Genomic DNA, 18,103 nt, shown 5'->3' on the forward strand with positions numbered 1-18,103 from the left:
AATCGGCAAATAGTGCAACCGAGGAGAGTGACGGCAGGCGTTTGTCGCCGACGCGTCACCGATCGGGAGGAAAAATTGAGACGCGCCAATATCGTTTCCGGCGTTGTTCTGGCTCTTCTGGGCCTGTTTGCGCTTGTCTTCATCATTCCGAAAGGGATCGGCGAGGGGCCTGACGGCATGATGTCGCCCCGTCTCGTGCCGAACATGATGATGATCGTCGTGGTCGTGCTGTCGGCCTTTCTGGCGTTTTCCAATCTGCGCGCCAAACCCACGCCGGAGGACGCCGAGCCGACGATCACGCGCGGGGAAGCGCTGGCGCTGGTCAAGATCGGCGCGGTGTTCCTGATCTCGATCGCGCTTTACCTGCTTCTCGCCCCGCTTGCCGGCGGTATCTTCCTGGTGGCGGCGAGCCTGCTGCTTCTGGGCGAGCGGCGACCGCTGGTGATCATCGGCATGACCGCCGGGCTGCTGATTGCGGTCTGGCTGCTGTTTTACAAGCTGCTTGGGACGGGCATTCTATGAGCCATATCCTTCTCGGTTTTCAGGATGTCCTGCACCCGGCCACGCTGGTCTGGGTCGCGCTCGGCGTGTTCATCGGCTATGTCGTCGGCGCGCTGCCGGGGCTCGGCAAGGGCACCGGCGTGGCGGTCGCCATTCCGCTGACCTTCTATCTTACGCCGCCGGCTGCGATCGGCATGCTGATCGGCATCGCCAAGGGCAGCGGCGCGGGCAGCGCGGTCTCCGCCATCCTGCTCAACACGCCCGGCGAACCGTCCTCGGCGCCGACCGCGCTGGACGGCTATCCGCTGGCGCGCCAGGGCAAGGCGCAGAAGGCGCTGAAAATGGGGCTGTTCGCCTCGGTGATCGGCGATTTTCTCTCGACCATCATCCTGATCCTGCTGGCCGCTCCGCTGGCGCGCTATGCGCTTCTGATCGGTCCGGTGGAGCTCTGCGCGATCCTGCTGTTCTCGCTCACCTTTATCGGCGGGCTTTCCGGCACCTCGATGACCAAGGGGCTGATTGCCGGCGCGCTCGGCATCTTCTTCGCAACGATCGGGTTCGAGACCGAGACCTTCGTGCCGCGCATGAGCTTCGGTCTGCTGGAACTCGATGACGGCATCAAGCTGGTGCCGATGGCAATCGGCATGCTGGCGGTTGCCGAAATGGTGGTGCAGGCGGGCAATCTCAAGGCGCTCGATTCCGCGACGGACCAGATCCGCGACAGCGACAGGCGCGAAGACCGCGTGATCCTGTGGTCGGAGTGGCGTCGCTGCTTTCCCGCGATCGCGCGCGGCACGCTGATCGGCTCGGTCGTCGGCATCCTGCCGGGTCTTGGCGCCAGCGTCGGCTCGTTCATGTCCTATGGCGCCACCCGCAAGGCCTCCAAGACGCCGGAGAAATTTGGCAAGGGCATGATCGAGGGCGTGGCGGCCGCCGAAAGCGCGGACAACGCGGTCGTGCCGGCAAGCCTGATCCCGCTGTTCGCGCTCGGCATTCCCGGCAGCGTCATCGCCGCGATCCTGATCGCCGCCTTCATCCTGCACGGGCTGACGCCCGGCCCGCTGATGTTCCAGCAGCAGCCGCGGCTCGTTGCCGATGTCTATGCCGCGATGCTGTGCGCCAGCGTGATCATGCTGGCGATCGGCTATCTTGGCCAGCGCGTCTTCGCCCAGATCATCAAGGCGCCGATGCGGCTGATCATTCCGGGCGTGCTGCTGTTGTGCAGCATCGGCGCCTATATGGAAACCGGCAGCATTTTCTCGATCTATGTGATGCTCGCCTTCGCGGTTGTGGGGTTCTTCGCGCGCAAGCTCGATTTTTCCTTCGTGACCTTCCTGATCGGCTTCGTCATCGGCCCCAATCTGGAGCTGAGCTTCCGCCAGTCGCTGCAACTGCTCGATCACAAAGCGCTCAATCTGCTGCAGCACCCGATCGCGGTCGTGTTCCTGGTGCTGACCGTGGTGGTCGCCTGGTGGATCGGCCATGGCAGCAAGATGGCGGCGTCAGTCGGCAGGCACGACGCGCATGATTTTACCGGTCGCGAAGACCGGGAGGACGAGGAATTTCTCGCAATCAAAAGGGAGGATGAGCGATGAAATCGATTACCAAACGGGGCCTGCTCGGCCTTATCAGCGGCGCGGCCATCGGCCTTGCCAGTCTCTCCGGCGCGGCTTTCGCCGATGATGCCTATCCCGACCGGCCGATCACCATGCTGGTGGGCTACGGCGCCGGTGGCCAGACCGATCTGGTCGCTCGCGCGGCCGCTCAGGTCATGTCCGATCATCTCGGCCAGCCGATCAATATCGCCAACAAGCCGGGCGCCGGCGGAGCTGTCGCCGCGCGCGAGCTGACCAAGGCCAAGCCGGACGGCTATACCATGCTGTTCCAGTCGAATTCGGTGGTGAATACGTCGCCCTTCATCATGGAGGGCATCAACTTCACCGCGGACGATTTCGAATATGCCGGCATGATCACCGCCTATCAGGTCGGCATGGCCGCCCGTAAGGACAGCCCCTACAGCAACCTCACCGAATATCTGGCATGGGCCAAGGAGAATCCGGGCTCCAGCTTCGGCGCGCTGAGCCCCGAAGCGCGGCTCTACATCGAGGCGCTGAGCAAGCAGAATGATATCGACGTCAATATCGTTCCGCTGCAGAGCGGCAGCGAGATGATCAATGCACTGCTCGGCAACCAGGTGGCGGCGGCGTTTTCCGGCGGCATTCACTATCGTTATCCGGAAGAGCTGAAGACGATCTCGGCGCTGACAACTTTCCGCCACCCGTCCGCGCCGGATGTTCCGACCATCGATGAGGAGGGCTATCCGATGGCGATGGATTCGCGCACTACGCTGTTTCTGCCCAAGGGAACGCCCCGGGCGATCCTCGACCGCCTTGCCGAAGCGCTTTCCTTCGCCGAAACCGATGAGAGCTTCCAGAAGATCACCGCTGCTGCCGATATCCCGATCAAGTTCCTGGGTGTCGACGAGGCGTATCAGGAAATACACTCTTCCTACGACAAGAACAGGCAGATCATCGAGACCGCCAAGCAGGCGGCGCAATAGCAGGCCGCCTGCCAAACGAAATCGCGTCGCGCGATCGCGCGGCGCTCCTCTCCCAAGACCGGAAATCCGTTATGTTTCAGCCACTCAAGGGCGTCAGGGTGATCGATTTGAGCCAGGTTCTGGCCGGCCCCTATGCCACCTATCAACTGGCCCTGATGGGCGCGGAAGTGATCAAGATCGAAAAGCCGGGCGAGGGCGACTGGACCCGCATCGGCGGCCTGCTGCCGGAGCTGACCGAGCGGCGCATGGCCTCGAGCTACCTGACCCAGAACGCCGACAAGAAATCCGTGACGCTCGATCTGAAAAATCCGAAGGGTCTCGAAATCGCCAAGAAGCTGATCGCGGACGCGGATGTCTTCGTGGAAAATTTCAAGCCCGGCGTCGCCGAGCGGCTGGGCCTCGGCTTCGAGGTCGTGAAGGCGATCAAGCCGGATATCGTCTATTGCTCGATCTCCGCCTATGGCCAGAACGGACCGTGGAGCGCCAGGCCCGCCTATGATCACGTCATCCAGGGCATGTGCGGCATCATGCTGACCACCGGCAAGCCCGGCGATGGCCCGACCAAGGTCGGCGCGCCCTATATCGATTTCGCAACCGGCATGAATGCCGCGCAGGCGATTATGGCCGGGCTGCTGGAGGTCGCCCGCACCGGCAAGGCGGTCGAGGTCGACGTCGCCATGCTCGATACCGCGCTGATGCTGATGGCCTCGCTGATGACCCAGCACATGACCGCCGGATGGATGCCGACCCAGAGCGGCAACGAGGCCTGGAGCGCCAGCCCCTCCTCGGGCGCGTTCGAGACAAGGGACGGGGTACTCATGCTTGCGGCCAACAACGCGCCGCAGTTCATTAGGCTCTGCAAGGCAATCGACCGCGACGACATTCTCGCCGACGAGCGCTGGAATACGCCCACCGCCGTCAAGGAGAACGCGGCCTCATTGCGCGAAACGCTGAACGCCACCTTCCTCACGCGTAGGGCGGATGAATGGGAGGCCCTGCTGGCAAAAGTCGATGTTCCCGCCGCCAGGGTGCGCAGTCTCGACGAAACCCTTTCGGAAGCGCATATTGCCGCGCGCGGCCTGCTCTCCGAATTCCGGATCGAAGGCCATGACGGGCCGATCCATGTGCCGTCGATGAGTTTCCGCGCCAATGGCGAGGCGGTGACCGCGCATGCGCCGCCCCCCGAACTCGGCGCCGACACCGCGGGCGTGCTAAAGGGAATCGGCCTTTCGGACGGCGAGATCGACGCATTGCGCGGCGCCGGGGCGATCTGAGGTGAGAGTGAGGAAAGACAATGGATGCAAAGGATTGGCCGGGCCGGGACGGCGCCGTCAACACCGTCCGGTTTGACATAAAGGACCGGGACGCGCGCCTTCCGCTCGTCTGCCGTTTTCCCGCCGAAGGGCAGGCGAAGGGCATCGTCATTTTCTGCCACGGGCTCGGCGGCCACGGCGGCGATCATGTCGAACTTTCCACGTTTCTGGCAAGCCATGGCTATCTCGTCATCCATCCGACCTTTGCCGATGGCGTGGCCGCGCTCGAAGCTGTGGCGCGCGAGCTCGGCTTCGCGCCCGACGGGCCGGAAGTTTCAAAGTGGATCATCTTTCCGCCGCTGAGAGACCGGATGTTCCAGATTCTGCTCACGCCGCATTACTGGATGGAGCGGATCCGGATCGTCACCGCCATCATGGACAATCTGGCGGAAATCCGGGAAAAAACCATCGGCGCGTCGTCCACGACCCTGCCCACCGCCATCGCCGGCCATTCCTTCGGCGCCTATACCTCGCAGCTGCTCGCCGGCGCGGAAATCGACATGCCGGGCGAAGGCCCGCGCAGCTTTCGGGATCCAAGGTTTGCGGCCGCCGTGCTGCTGAGCGGCCAGGGTCGCGGCCAGCAGGGCCTGCGCGAGGGCTCCTGGGCCGCGATGGACGGGCCCGTGCTGACGGTGACCGGAACCCTCGATGGCGGCGCCAAGGGGCAGGACTGGAACTGGAAGACCGAACCGTTTCATCACGCTCCGGAAGGCGAAAAATACCTCGCCGTGCTGCATGAGGCCGATCATTTTCTCGGCGGCATGACCGATAACGACCCGACCCCCGGCCACCCCGACCAGCGCGAAGCGGTCTCCATGCTGACCCTCGCCTTCCTCGATGCCCATCTTGCGGATGACCAAAATGCGCGCGCATGGCTTACCGCGCTTGAAGACCGCATCGTCGACTGGCCCGCGCAGTTCATGCGCAAGTAAGGCTTTCCTGCAGCCGGCCAGGCGTAACTACCGGGGAGGGTGCTTGCGTCAGTTAAGATTTTGCGCATTCTTGCAGGCCATACCCAAGGGAGGCAGGGATGAGCATTATCGACGACCCAACCGGCGTCTACATCGGCCGCGTCTGGCTTGCGGAGGCCAATGGACCCGCAATCGTAACGTTGCGCGACGGCGCGCTCTTCGACATAACCGACAGAGCGGCGCCAACGGTGCGCGACATTTGCGAGATGGCGGACCCCGTTGCTTATGTCCGCAACGCAGAAGGCCGGTTTCTCGGTCCGCTCGATGACATCGCAGCGGCGCGTCCCGGCGACCCGGTCCATCTGCTGAGCCCCTGTGACCTGCAGGCGATCAAGGCGTGCGGCGTTACCTTTGCGCGCTCCATGGTCGAGCGCGTGATCGAAGAGAAGGCCGCCGGCGATCCGAAAAAGGCGGAAACCATCCGCGCCCGCATCGGCGAGAAGATCGGCGACAGCCTGAAAAACCTGGAGGCCGGCTCCCCGGCTGCCGCCCGGGTCAAGGAGGCTCTGATCGAGGAAGGATTGTGGAGCCAGTATCTCGAGGTCGGCATCGGCCCGGATGCGGAGGTGTTCTCGAAAGCGCAGGTTTTGTCCTCGGTCGGTCCCGGCGCGGATGTGGGCCTTCATCCGGTCTCGCAATGGAACAATCCGGAGCCCGAGATTGTTCTCGCTGTATCTTCGACGGGCCGCATCGTCGGCGCCGCGCTCGGCAATGACGTCAATCTGCGCGATGTTGAGGGCCGCTCGGCCCTGCTGCTGGGCAAGGCGAAGGACAATAATGCCTCGGCGGCGATCGGGCCGATGATCCGGCTGTTCGATGACCGCTTCAAGCTCGACGATGTGCGCCGGGCGGAATTGAGGCTGACGGTAGAGGGCGAGGACGGCTACACCATGACGGGACATTCATCGATGTCGGAAATCAGCCGCGACCCGGAACTGCTCGTCGCCCAGACCATCGGCACGCATCATCAATATCCCGACGGCTTCATGCTTTACCTCGGCACGCTGTTTGCGCCCACCGAGGACCGAGACGTGAAGGGCGAGGGCTTCACACACAAGATCGGCGACAGGGTTACGATCGAAGCCCAGGGGCTTGGCCGGCTCACCAATACCGTACGCCTTTCGACGGCATGCCCGCCGTGGACTTTTGGCATTCGCGCGCTGATGACGAATCTTAGCGAACGCGACCTCATCTGAATGGAGACATCTATGACTTTCGAACCACATGGCCGGCACCTGGTCGGCGGCGAATGGAAAGAAACCGCCAAACGCTTTACCTCACAGCCGGTGACCGGAAAGCCGCTCGAATACTTCGAAGCCGATGAGGCGCTGGTGGACGAGGCGGCAAAGGCCGCCGAGGCCGCGTTCTGGGACTATGGTTACACTTCGCGCCGAACCCGCGCCGAATTCCTGAACAAGATCGCCGACGAGATCGAAAAGCGCGGCAGCGACATCACCGCGATCGCCATGGCGGAAACCGGCCTGCCGGAGGCGCGGCTTGAGGGCGAGCGCGGCCGCACGACGGGCCAGCTCCGCATGTTCGCGCGCCATATCATGGACGGCGACTATCTCGACCGCAGGCATGACGCCGCCAATCCCGAGGCGACCCCGCCCACGCCGGACCTGAAGATGATCCAGCGCCCGATCGGCCCCGTGGCTGTGTTCGGCGCGTCGAATTTCCCGCTGGCGTTTTCAACGGCCGGCGGCGACACCGCTTCCGCCCTCGCCGCCGGTTGCCCCGTGGTGGTCAAGGGCCACCCCGCCCACCCCGGAACGGGCGAGATCGTGGCCGAGGCGATTGCCGCGGCGGCGGAGAAATGCGGCATTCATCCGGGCGTGTTCTCCCTGCTTCAGGGCGCCTCGCACGAGGCCGGCACGATGCTTGTCACCCATCCGTTGATCAAGGCGGTCGGCTTCACCGGCTCGCTTGCCGGCGGCAAGGCGCTGTTCGATCTTTGCGCCCGTCGCGACGAGCCGATCCCGTTCTTCGGCGAGCTTGGCTCGGTCAACCCCAACTTCCTGTTGCCGGACGCGCTCGCCAATCGCGGGAGCGAGATCGCCAAAGGCTGGGCCGGATCGCTGACCATGGGCGTCGGCCAGTTCTGCACCAATCCGGGCCTGATGGTGACGCTGGCCGGTCCCGAGGCCGACCGGTTCGCCGAAGAGGCGGCAGAGGAGCTTGGCAGGGTCGGCGCGGCCACGATGTTGACCGACGGCATAGCCGAGGCCTTCCGCAAGGGCAGCGATGCTGTTGCCCATGCATCCGGGGTCGAAACGCTGGTCAAGTTGGAGGCGGATCAGCGCAAGGCCGCGCCCGCGCTCTACAAGGTTTCAGCCGCGGCATTCATCGAAAACCCGGCGCTCGCCCATGAGGTTTTCGGCCCGCTCGGCATCATTGTCGTGGCATCGAACGCCCAGGAGATGCGGGCTGTCGCCGAGCGGCTGGAGGGCCAGCTGACCTGCACGCTGCATATGGATCATGATGATGCCGAGTTCGCCGGCTCGCTGCTGCCGGTGCTGGAGCGCAAGGCCGGCCGGCTGCTCGCCAACGGATTCTCGACCGGGGTCGCCGTTGCCGATGCCATGGTCCATGGCGGGCCCTACCCGGCGACCACAATTTTCGGCGGCACCTCGGTCGGCACCATGGCGATACGCCGCTTCCTGCGGCCGGTCTGCTATCAGAACATGCCGACGGCGCTGCTGCCGGAGGATTTGCGGCATACCGGGTAACACCGGCGGCGGCTGAAGTTACCGCGAAGCGGGTGCTGCAGCCGCGGCATCCATGGGCACGGGGCCGCCCTGCGGCGACTGAAGCGACCCGGTCAGCTTCTGTCGCCACAACTCGGCGATATGGGAAATGCGGTAATGCGGCGCGGCCGTAACCTTCGGCGGCGTCTCGCGCCAGGCGTCGAGCCGGCTTACAATCGCGGCGATGTCGCCGGTGTCGACGCATTGGCCGTCGCCGCCCAGAATTTCGTGATTGACCGCCAGCCCCTCATCCGCGAGCACCGGCGTGCCGACCGCATTGGCCTCGGCAAGCGGTAGGCCGAAGGGCTCGAAAAACCGTGTCTGGGGATAGAAGACGCAAAGCGATCGACGCATCCGGTCAATCATCTCGCCATGATCGAGCCGCCCCAAAAAGGTTACGCCCACCGGCGGCGCGCCATCAGGCCAGATCTTGTTGCCGTCTTCGGCGATATCGAGCTTCAGCTCGGGGCGTTGCTGGCGAACCAATTCAAATTTGGCGAGAACCTCCGAAATTCCCCTGAGCGGCGCGCCGGGAAAGAACAGCCGGTTCACGTCGCGCCGCGTGTTATCGGGTGCTAGATGATCATCGACCGGGTTGTAGACCGTGGTGATCTTCGGCAGCCTGTCGTTTTCCGCGCTCAGAAATTCGCTCACATGGCGCGCATGCGCATGAGAGACGCAGACGATCTCGATGTCGGCGTCGGCAAGCGCTTCGCCCATGCGGCGGTTATGCCGTCCCGGGTTCGAATGAAGTCGGAGGAAGATCGGGGCGTGCGCATTGAGCTTGCGCGCCTTCAACGCCGATTTCCATGAGCTGATCACCGCGATCGCCTGAACGCCGCCGAGATCGTCCGCCTTCAGCGAACCGAGCGGCCGGTAGAAGCCGCAGGCATCGCGGTCGATATCGATGCGGCCGTTCTGGTAGAAGTGAAACCGGAAATTTCTGCCATGGGCTTTCGCAACGCGCATGGCGATCGATTCCGCGCCGCTGAGTGCCCCGGCTTCCAGCGAGCCGAGCGTATAGGGCGTAAGGCAATAAGGGTCTATAACAGCAATGGCGGAGGACATGAGAGTGCCTCCTTTCTTTGTTCGTTTTGAAGGATTTTCGCGATCAACAGGACCCGCCCGGCCGCGAAGTGCTTCTTGTGACCCGATGGCAGTTCCGACATCAGGCCCTCCTTGTTTGTCATGTACCTGTACTGTTTCGAAAAGGCGCGCATTAAACTGGTTTCAAATCGCCTAAAATTACGTTGAAAACGAGGACGGCGCGCATAAAGTATCGCCTCAACCGAGCATGATGATTGCAGAGGCTGCCATCATTCGGCCATAATTGCAGTGGCAGCGAGCATGTCACCACTGTCGCTCCGCCGGAAGGTTTTGGAAAGATGAACGCGCACACGAAAAGCTGTCTGGCCCAGAAGCTCTCGCATTATGCCGAACTCGACGAGGCCTCGCTTGAGAGCATCGCCCGCTTCGAACGCGAGGAAAAGGATTTCGCCAGGAATGACGAGGTCTATCAGGAGGGCGACCACAATATTCACCTCTATGTGGTTAAGAAGGGCTGGCTCTACAGCTATGCCGACCTGAAGGATGGCCGCCGGCAGATCGTGGAGATCCACCATCCGGGCGATATCGTCGGTTTTCCCGATATCGCCTTTACCGAACGCACGACGGTGCTGAGGGCCGCCGAAGACGTCCGGCTCTGCCCGTTTCCGAAAAAGGATCTCGACGAGGTGTTCAAGCGTGCGCCGCAGCTTGCCGCGCTGCTGTTTGCGCTTGCGGTGCGCAACCAGGTGATCATGATCGATTTCCTGCGCGCCATCGGCCGCATGAGCGCACGCGAGCGGATCGCCTATCTGCTGCTCGACCTCCAGGCCCGGCTGCGCATCACCAACACGACGATGACGACGACCTTCCGGCTGCCGCTCAACCAGACCGAGATTTCCGATGTACTGGGGCTCACCAATGTCTATGTTAGCCGCAGCTTCACCGCGCTCGAAAAGGACGGCCTGATCCGCCGCTCCAACGGCTCGGTGGAAATCCTCGAGGAGGACCGGATGAAGCGCATCTGCGACTTCTCCGACCGCCATACCAAGCTCGACACATCCTGGTTTCCCGACGGAACGCCCGTCGAGGCTTGAATATGTCAAATCTCTTTGTTTTCAGCCTGTTAGTTTAAATAAACTGAAATCCAGTTAATTTTACCTGGGCGCAACGGTTTCATGAGGGTTCCGCGACCGCCTCGAGCGTCAGCGAACGGCTTCCCATCTCCTGGGAGCGGCCGGCGAGGTCGAGGACCTGCTGCAGTTCCGCGCCGCGCAGGAAGGTCGGCTCGGCCGGCGCCTCGCCGCGGATCGCGGCGATGAAGCGCTGGTAGATCGTGGCGACCGGCGGGCAGTCGATATCGCTCCACTCCTCCTTGGCAAGCGCATCCGGGCCGATGGCCGCGCGCAAACGGCTCTCATTGCGCTCGAACAGCACCTGCAGCCCGCCCTTGTCGCCGTAAATCCGGAGGCGGAGGTCATTGTGGTGGCCAGAGGCGAAACGCGATGCGGTGATCGTGCCGATCGCGCCATTGGCAAGGTCCATATGCATGACGAAGCTGTCATTGGCATCAAGGACATATTCGCCGATCCTGTCGTCAGGGGCCTTGTGGAACACGGCGGTGCGGCAGGAGACCGAATGCGGCGCGGAGCCGGCGGCAAAGGTGGCGAAATCGACGATATGGATGCCGACATCGCCGAGCGCGCCCTTGGAGCCATGCGCGGTGGAAAGCCGCCAGAGCCAGCCGGGCTCGGTGCGCCAGTCGCCCCAGACGGACTGCGTCAGCCAGCTCTGCAGGTAGGAGGCCTCGAAATGGCGCACCGCGCCGATCTCGCCTGCGGCGATCATGTCGGCGGCCTTCTGCAGCGCGGCGACATTGCGGTAGCTGAGATTGATCATGTTGACGACGCCCGCTGCCTCGGCGGCAGAGGCCATCTCGGAGGCGAAGGCGTAGTCGGTGCTCAGCGGCTTTTCGCACAGAACATGCTTGCCGGCCGCGATCAGCGGCATGGTCGTGGCATAATGCAGGCCGTCGGGCGTCACCACCGAGGCGGCGTCGAAATCGCACTGCTCGATCGCCTCGGCAAGCGTGGCGTAGCGGCCTTCGATCCCGTGTTTGTCGCAGAACGCGGCGAGCACCTCGGCGCGCGGATCGACGCCCGCCACCACGCTGACGCCGTCTATTTCGGCAAAGGCTTCGGCATGAACGCGCGCCATGCCGCCGGTGCCGACGATCAGCACTCGTACCGGTTTCTTCGTCTTGTTCATGGGGCTGTCTCCGTGGTCAGCGAAAACCGTCTTCGCCGGGATTGTGCAGGCGGGCACCGCGCTCGGTGATCTTTTCGGGCGCCTTGTCGACGGGCACGTTGGGCGCCGCGGTGGGATCGGCGATACGGCGGGCCGGGTTATGGGCCCAGCGCACGGCATTGGCGATCACGCGCTGGACATTGGCGTCGTGATAGGTCGGATAGGTCTCGTGGCCGGGGCGGAAGTAGAACACATTGCCGGCGCCGCGCTTGTAGGTGAGGCCGGAGCGGAACACCTCGCCGCCCTGGAACCAGCTCACGAACACGGTCTCCAGCGGTTCCGGCACGCCGAAGGGCTCGCCATACATCTCCTCGTTCTCAAGGTCGAAACTCGGGCCGACGCCTTCGGCGATCGGGTGGTTGGCCGAGGTCACCCACAGCCGCTCGCGCTCGCCGGCTTCGCGCCAGGTGAGATTGCAGGCCGTGCCCATCAGCCGCTTGAACGGTTTGGAAAAATGCGCCGAATGCAGGAAGATCATGCCCATCCCGCTCCAGACCGCCTCGCAGACACGCTCGGCAACCGCGTCGGACACGTCGCCATGGGCGGCATGGCCCCACCACAGCAGGACGTCGGTCGCAGCGAGCCGCTCGGCCGTCAGGCCGTGCTCGGGGTCCTGGAGAACGGCGGTGTCCGCCTTGATGCCGTCATTGCGGTTCAGGCTTTCGGCGATGGCGGCATGCATGCCGCGGGGATAGATTTCGGCCACGGTCTCGTTGGTCTGCTCGTGGACGTTTTCGCCCCAAACAAGGGTTCTGATGGTCATGTCTGATATCCATTTTTTCCGGATTGGCGCGGCGCGGGACGCGTTTCGGTCGGGCTTAGCCTTCTTCGCCGAAACGGTCGGCAACAAGCGCCTCGATGGCATCGAGCGCCGCTTCCGCCTCCGCGCCCGCGGCTGAGACAACAATAGTGCTGTTGATGCCGGCGGCAAGCATCATCAGCCCCATAATCGACGTGCCGCCCACGCGCATGCCATCCTTGGCGACGGCGACGGAGGCATCGAATTTTTCGACGGTCTGGACGAATTTCGCCGAAGCGCGCGCATGCAGCCCCCTTTTGTTGAGAATGGTCAGGCGGCGTGTAACGGTTTCCATATGGCCTGTCAGTTCCCGCTCAGCACACGGCTTGCGACATTGATATAGCGCCGGCCGGCATCCTCCGCCTCGGCAAGCGCCTTTGCCATGTCGTTTTCCTGGCGCACGGCCACAAGCTTGATCAGCATTGGCAGGTTGACGCCGGCGATCACCTCCGTTGTGCCGCTGTTCATGACGGAAATCGCGAGGTTAGAGGGGGTTCCGCCGAACATGTCGGTCAGGATGATGACGCCGTTGCCGGCATCGACCTTGCCGACGGCGGCAACGATATCGTCGCGGCGGCGGTCCATGTCGTCTTCCGGGCCGATCGAAATCGTCTCGATGGCATCCTGGGGCCCAACAACATGTTCGACCGCCAGACGGAATTCCTCCGCAAGGCCGCCATGGGTCACAAGAACCAGTCCGATCATTCACCAAGCTCCTTCTCGGGGCGATAACGTTCGCATCTTGTCGAAGCGAGCGCGAAGTGCAAGCCAAAACGGCGAAATCACACATGAAAACAGTCGCGCTCGAAGCGGCGCGATCAGTATTCCGCCAGGCGCGGGCGCGCGGCAAGGCCCTGGTCAAGGCCAGGACAAAGTGCCGCAAGCGCCGAAAACGGATCGGGCGACGGCCAAACGAGGCGGGCGAGCGGCAGCGTCAGACCGGCAACAAGGTCGAAGCGCTCGCCGGTCGCCGGCAGACGCTCAGCCTTGGCCGGATCGATGGGCAGAAGCGCGAAATCGAGCACCGCCTCCGGCAGATGCTCGATCGGCACAAGGCCCGTCCCGCGGATTTCGATCAGGCCGGCGGTCGCCGGCGGCGCGGCCGCCACCGCCCTGCCGTTCAGCGCCGAGACCAGGACCTGGTCATCGGCGACGAGGCTTGCGTAAAGGCCGTGCAGCCGACCCGCCCGGATCAGCGAAAGCGCCAGCGCGCTCTTGCCCGCCCCGGACGGTCCGGTGATCAGGATGCCGGTCGCGCCGAGCACGATTGCGGTTGCATGAACATTGACCGCGCCGGTCATGACGCCTTGCCGGTGGCGGCCGGCAGGGTGAGGGTGAAGCGCGCGCCCTTGACCGCGCCGGTCTCCGCATCGGTGACATTTTCCGCCATCAGCGTGCCGCCATGGGCTTCGGCGATCTGGCGCGAGATCGACAGGCCGAGCCCGGAATTCTGGCCGAAGGCTTCGCCGTCGGGCCGGTCGGTGTAGAACCGCTCGAAAACCCGCTCCAGCGCGTCGGGACGGATGCCGGGCCCGTTATCGGTGACGGTGACGATGATCTGCGCCCGTGTGCGGGTCAGCGCCACGTCAACGCGGCCGGTCTTTTCCGGCACGAAGGAACGGGCATTCTCGATCAGATTGGTGACGATCTGGCCGATGCGCAGGTCATGGCCATAGGTCTCGAACGCGGTCTTGCCGTGATTGCCGGGATGGGCGGTAAAGCCGATCTGAACCTTCTTGTGGCGCTTGCTGGTTTCGCGCGAGATATTCACCAGGTCGGTGAGCAAAGCCTCGACGTCGAAGCGCTTGGCATCCTCGCGGGCAAGCTCGGCATCAAGCCTGGAGGCGTCCGAGATATCGCTGATCAGCCGGTCGAGACGGCGGACATCGTGCTGGATGATCTCCGTCAGCCGGGCCTTGGATTCCTCGGTCTTCGCCAGTGGCAGGGTTTCCACCGCGCTGCGCAGCGAAGTCAGCGGGTTCTTCAGCTCATGGGCGACGTCGGCGGCGAAGCTGTCGATCGCGTCGATCCGGTCGTAGAGCGCCGTGGTCATCTCGCGAAGCGCGGTCGACAGATGGCCGATCTCGTCCTGGCGGGCCGAGAAATCCGGGATTTCCTCGCGCTCGCGCGGGCCGCCGCGTCGCACCCTCACGGCCGCTTCCGACAGCCGGCGCAGCGGGCTTGCGATCGTCGAGGACAGCATGAAGGAGAGGATCATCGTCACAAGCGCGGTGACCCCGAAGACGCGGATGATCGCGATCCGCTCGGCATGGACGATCTCGTCGATATCGCCGGCCTGGGTGGATAGCAGCAGCACGCCCAGCACCGCGCGGAACCGCTGGATCGGCACGGCCACGGAGACGATCAGCTTGCCCTTGTCGGTGACCCGCACCACGGCCGAACGCTGGGCGTCTAGCGCCTTGATGACCTCCGGATAGATCGAGCCGTCCCCGCCTGGCGCCTCCTCGTAGCGCGGCAGGTTGCCGGGCTGCAGGAACCGGTTCATGAGATTGCCGAGCCTGTCGCCGATACTTTCGGTGTCATTCTGGCTGGCGGCGGGCAGGTCATAGCGCAGCACCTGACCGCGCGAATAGAGATAGCGCGAATCGAGGATCAGATTGGCGTCGGGATCGAAGATCCGCGCCCGCGTCCTTGTCGGCGAAATCAGCCGTCTGAGGATCGGCGCCACTTTTTCGGGGTTGAGCGGAAAGCGCAGATCCTCGTCGCTGGCGGTCGGCCGGGCGCTTTCGCCGGCCTGCAGTTCCAGAAGCTTCTGCGGGTCGATCGTCATCGTGTCGGTTTCGACCGAGGCCGAGGAGGCGATCGCGCCGGCGATGATCTCGCCCTGGGTCAGCAGACTTTCGACGCGCGCGTCGATCAGTCCCTCGCGGAACTGGTTGAGGTAGAGAATGCCGCCGACCAGGAAAAACAGCGCCAGAAGGTTGAAGAACAGGATGCGCCAGTTGAGGCTCGAAAACACCGTCGAGGCCAACACCCAGCGCATGACGGCGAAGGGCTTTCGCCAGCGCCGGGCCGGTTTGGCTGTTTTCTTGGCTGTGTCCGTCACGCTACGTCCTGGCTACCCGGCGCGGACGCTCTTGGTGGCGCGCCGGTCGTCGTCTTGAAAATCAGGCCGCCTCGCGGAAGCGATAGCCGACGCCGTAGAGCGTCTCTATCATATCGAAGTCGTTATCGACCATCTTGAACTTCTTGCGCAGGCGCTTGATGTGGCTGTCGATGGTGCGGTCGTCGACATAGACCTGATCGTCATAGGCGGCATCCATCAGCGCATCGCGGCTCTTGACCACGCCCGGGCGCTGGGCGAGCGATTGCAGGATCAGGAATTCGGTGACGGTCAGCGTCACCGGGCCGCCTTTCCAGGTGCAGGTGTGGCGCTCGCGGTCCATCACCAGCGGCCCGCGTTCCAGCGGACGGTTGGCCTCGCCATCGGCGGGCTTGACGCCATTGGCGGCGGCCTCGCGGGCGGCGACGCGGCGCAGCACGGCGCGCACGCGCTCCACCAGCAGGCGCTGCGAGAACGGCTTGGTGATGAAATCGTCGGCACCCATCTTCAGGCCGAACAGCTCGTCGATCTCTTCATCCTTGGAGGTGAGGAAGATCACCGGCATATCGGATTTCTGGCGCAGGCGGCGCAATAGTTCCATCCCGTCCATACGCGGCATCTTGATATCGAAAATCGCAAGCTGCGGGGGGTTGGCCTGAAGCCCGGTCAGCGCGGTCGCGCCGTCGGTATAGGTGTCGACGCGGTACCCCTCCGATTCGAGCGCGATCGACACCGAGGTCAAAATGTTGCGGTCGTCATCGACCAGAGCGATCGTCTGCATGGGAACTCCCTGTCAGCATCTGTTTTTGGAAGGGCCGCCTCAAAGCGGACCAACTCCCTGTTTCTAGCATTTCTTGGAAAAAAACTGGAACAAATTGTGGCAAGGCCGCCCGCACGGCGCTGACACCGCCTTTTAAATCGAGCCGCGGCCCAACTTGGACGAGCAGTTAAGATCATGAGAAAGCAGGATAAATTTCACAACACTGTCATGCATGGATTTTCTTTAATCGATTAAATAACTGATTTCATTAGATTTTGCGACCTCCCCGGTTGTCGGGTGCGAATAAATTTAATATGTTTTTAAAAAATTGAATTTCTCTTGAAAGGCGAGAACATGGCGGAGCATGGAATCTACAATCGCGGCTTTCCGGTCGAGAGCGCGGGTCTGAAAGACCTGAAATCGGTCTATTACAACCTCCTTCCGGCCGAGCTCTGCGAGGAATCGATCCGTCGTGGAGAGGCCGTTCTGACCGCCGGCGGCGCGTTGCGCGCGCTCACCGGCCAGCACACCGGACGGTCGGCCAAGGACAAGTTCGTCGTTTGCGACGACACCACCCGCGACCAGATCTGGTGGGATAACAACAAGCCGATGTCGCCGGAGCATTTCGCGCTTCTGAAGGCCGACATGCTGGCTCATGCAGCGGGCAAGGATCTGTTCGTCCAGGATCTGATCGGCGGCGCCGACGAGGCCAACCGCCTGCCGACGCGGGTGATCACCGAATATGCCTGGCACGCCCAGTTCATCCGCAACCTGCTGATCCGCCCGGATCGTGATCAGGTCGAGGATTTCGAGGCGAAGCTGACGATCATCAACCTGCCGTCCTTCGTGGCCGATCCGAAACGCTATGGCTGCCGCACCGAAACCGTGATCGCCTGCGATCTCGTCAACGGTCTGGTGCTGATCGGCGGCACCTCCTATGCCGGCGAGATGAAGAAGTCGGTGTTCACCGTGCTCAACTATCTGCTGCCGGAACGCGGCGTGATGCCGATGCACTGCTCGGCCAATGTCGGCCCGGATGGTGATGCCGCGGTGTTCTTCGGCCTGTCGGGCACCGGCAAGACCACGCTTTCGGCCGATCCGGCGCGCACGCTGATCGGCGATGACGAGCATGGCTGGGGCAAGGATGGCCTGTTCAACTTCGAGGGCGGCTGCTACGCCAAGACCATCCGGCTTTCGGCGGAAGCCGAGCCGGAGATCTACGCCACGACCCAGCGTTTTGGCACGGTTCTGGAAAACGTCGTGCTCGATGCCGATCGCCAGCCCGATTTCGACGACGGCTCGCTGACCGAGAACACCCGCTGCGCCTATCCGCTGGATTACATCCCCAACGCCTCGCGCACCGGGCTCGCGCCGCATCCCAAGACCGTGATCATGCTGACGGCGGATGCCTTCGGCGTGCTGCCGCCGATCGCGAAACTCAGCCCCGAACAGGCGATGTACCACTTCCTGTCGGGCTACACCGCCAAGGTCGCCGGCACCGAAAAGGGCGTGACCGAGCCGGAAGCGACGTTTTCGACCTGTTTCGGCGCGCCGTTCATGCCGCGCCACCCGACCGAATACGGCAATCTCTTAAAAGCGCTGATCGCCAAGCATGGCGTCCAGTGCTGGCTGGTCAACACCGGCTGGACCGGCGGCGCCTATGGCACCGGCAGCCGCATGCCGATCCGCCAGACCCGCGCCATGCTGGCCGAAGCGCTGTCGGGCCGTCTGGCCGAGGTCGAATTCCGCACCGATGCCAATTTCGGTTTCGAGGTGCCGGTCGCGGTGCCCGGCGTCGATGCAGCGATCCTCAATCCGCGCGGCACCTGGGCGGATGCTGCCGCCTATGATGCGCAGGCCAAGAAGCTGGTCGACATGTTCGTCGCAAACTTCGCCAAGTTCGAAGACCATGTGGATGCCGGCGTGAAGGCGGCTTCCCCGGGCATGCTTGCCGCAGCCTGAAAACAGCTTCAGCTCCGCAGGAGGAGTGCATGGAATACCCGGGCGGCTCAGGTCGTCCGGGTATTTTTGCGTTCG

The 18,103-nt window shown here is 63.5% G+C and carries 17 protein-coding genes; 9 read left to right on the plus strand and 8 right to left on the minus strand.

Annotation, left to right across the window (positions count from 1 at the left end; genetic code table 11):
* Positions 1-75: 75 nt before the first annotated feature.
* The 7 genes from K7H91_RS17545 (at position 76) to K7H91_RS17575 (ending at position 8,074) form a co-directional block, all read left to right on the plus strand.
* Positions 76-522 (plus strand): tripartite tricarboxylate transporter TctB family protein, encoded by a 447-nt coding sequence (locus K7H91_RS17545; protein ID WP_230721525.1) that lies wholly within the window; start codon positions 76-78, stop codon positions 520-522.
* Positions 519-2,096, plus strand: coding sequence for a tripartite tricarboxylate transporter permease (locus K7H91_RS17550; RefSeq protein ID WP_230721526.1), 1,578 nt, complete (start codon positions 519-521; stop codon positions 2,094-2,096). The genes K7H91_RS17545 and K7H91_RS17550 overlap by 4 nt, the downstream gene beginning before the upstream one ends.
* Complete coding sequence (locus tag K7H91_RS17555) at positions 2,093-3,061, plus strand: Bug family tripartite tricarboxylate transporter substrate binding protein (RefSeq protein WP_230721527.1); 969 nt, start codon at positions 2,093-2,095, stop codon at positions 3,059-3,061. The genes K7H91_RS17550 and K7H91_RS17555 overlap by 4 nt, the downstream gene beginning before the upstream one ends.
* A 71-nt stretch (positions 3,062-3,132) precedes the next feature.
* Positions 3,133-4,335: a CaiB/BaiF CoA transferase family protein gene (locus K7H91_RS17560; protein ID WP_230721528.1), complete on the plus strand. Its 1,203-nt coding sequence runs from the start codon at positions 3,133-3,135 to the stop codon at positions 4,333-4,335.
* 20 nt (positions 4,336-4,355) lie between these two features.
* Entirely contained in the window at positions 4,356-5,306 is a 951-nt protein-coding gene (locus K7H91_RS17565; protein ID WP_230721529.1) for an alpha/beta hydrolase family protein, read from the plus strand.
* 98 nt (positions 5,307-5,404) lie between these two features.
* Complete coding sequence (locus K7H91_RS17570) at positions 5,405-6,541, plus strand: fumarylacetoacetate hydrolase family protein (RefSeq protein ID WP_230721530.1); 1,137 nt, start codon at positions 5,405-5,407, stop codon at positions 6,539-6,541.
* A gap of 12 nt (positions 6,542-6,553) precedes the next feature.
* Positions 6,554-8,074, plus strand: coding sequence for an aldehyde dehydrogenase (NADP(+)) (locus tag K7H91_RS17575; protein ID WP_230721531.1), 1,521 nt, complete (start codon positions 6,554-6,556; stop codon positions 8,072-8,074).
* A gap of 18 nt (positions 8,075-8,092) precedes the next feature.
* Here K7H91_RS17575 and K7H91_RS17580 read toward each other — a convergent pair whose 3' ends face one another.
* Positions 8,093-9,160, minus strand: a complete 1,068-nt coding sequence (locus K7H91_RS17580) for a glycosyltransferase family 4 protein (RefSeq protein ID WP_230721532.1) — start codon at positions 9,158-9,160, stop codon at positions 8,093-8,095.
* 317 nt (positions 9,161-9,477) lie between these two features.
* Between K7H91_RS17580 and K7H91_RS17585 the strand changes: the two genes are divergently transcribed.
* The gene (locus tag K7H91_RS17585; protein WP_230721533.1) at positions 9,478-10,233 is read left to right on the plus strand and encodes a Crp/Fnr family transcriptional regulator; all 756 of its coding nucleotides are present in this window, start codon (positions 9,478-9,480) and stop codon (positions 10,231-10,233) included.
* 79 nt (positions 10,234-10,312) lie between these two features.
* Here K7H91_RS17585 and K7H91_RS17590 read toward each other — a convergent pair whose 3' ends face one another.
* From K7H91_RS17590 to K7H91_RS17620, 7 genes are all read right to left on the minus strand, one after another.
* Positions 10,313-11,404 (minus strand): Gfo/Idh/MocA family protein, encoded by a 1,092-nt coding sequence (locus tag K7H91_RS17590; RefSeq protein ID WP_230721534.1) that lies wholly within the window; start codon positions 11,402-11,404, stop codon positions 10,313-10,315.
* A gap of 16 nt (positions 11,405-11,420) precedes the next feature.
* A complete protein-coding gene (locus K7H91_RS17595) occupies positions 11,421-12,206 on the minus strand; it encodes a ThuA domain-containing protein (RefSeq protein WP_230721535.1) in 786 nt (261 codons plus the stop codon).
* Positions 12,207-12,261: 55 nt separating this feature from the next.
* A complete protein-coding gene (locus K7H91_RS17600; RefSeq protein ID WP_230721536.1) occupies positions 12,262-12,537 on the minus strand; it encodes an HPr family phosphocarrier protein in 276 nt (91 codons plus the stop codon).
* A gap of 8 nt (positions 12,538-12,545) precedes the next feature.
* Positions 12,546-12,947 carry a PTS sugar transporter subunit IIA gene (locus K7H91_RS17605; protein ID WP_230721537.1) on the minus strand — a complete coding sequence of 134 codons (402 nt, stop codon included), beginning with the start codon at positions 12,945-12,947 and terminating at the stop codon, positions 12,546-12,548.
* Between the two features lie 113 nt (positions 12,948-13,060).
* Entirely contained in the window at positions 13,061-13,543 is a 483-nt protein-coding gene (locus K7H91_RS17610; protein ID WP_230721538.1) for an HPr kinase/phosphorylase, read from the minus strand.
* Entirely contained in the window at positions 13,540-15,246 is a 1,707-nt protein-coding gene (locus tag K7H91_RS17615) for a sensor histidine kinase (RefSeq protein ID WP_230721556.1), read from the minus strand. Before K7H91_RS17615 ends, K7H91_RS17610 begins: the two co-directional genes overlap by 4 nt.
* A 124-nt stretch (positions 15,247-15,370) precedes the next feature.
* Positions 15,371-16,087 carry a response regulator transcription factor gene (locus tag K7H91_RS17620; protein WP_230721539.1) on the minus strand — a complete coding sequence of 239 codons (717 nt, stop codon included), beginning with the start codon at positions 16,085-16,087 and terminating at the stop codon, positions 15,371-15,373.
* A gap of 333 nt (positions 16,088-16,420) precedes the next feature.
* On the opposite strand from K7H91_RS17620, the gene K7H91_RS17625 reads away from it, so the two are divergent.
* On the plus strand, positions 16,421-18,028 hold the full coding sequence (locus K7H91_RS17625; protein ID WP_230721540.1) for a phosphoenolpyruvate carboxykinase: 1,608 nt from the start codon (positions 16,421-16,423) through the stop codon (positions 18,026-18,028).
* Positions 18,029-18,103 lie beyond the last annotated feature (75 nt).

The organism is Martelella mediterranea (assembly GCF_021021415.1).
Lineage (GTDB): Bacteria > Pseudomonadota > Alphaproteobacteria > Rhizobiales > Rhizobiaceae > Martelella > Martelella mediterranea_C.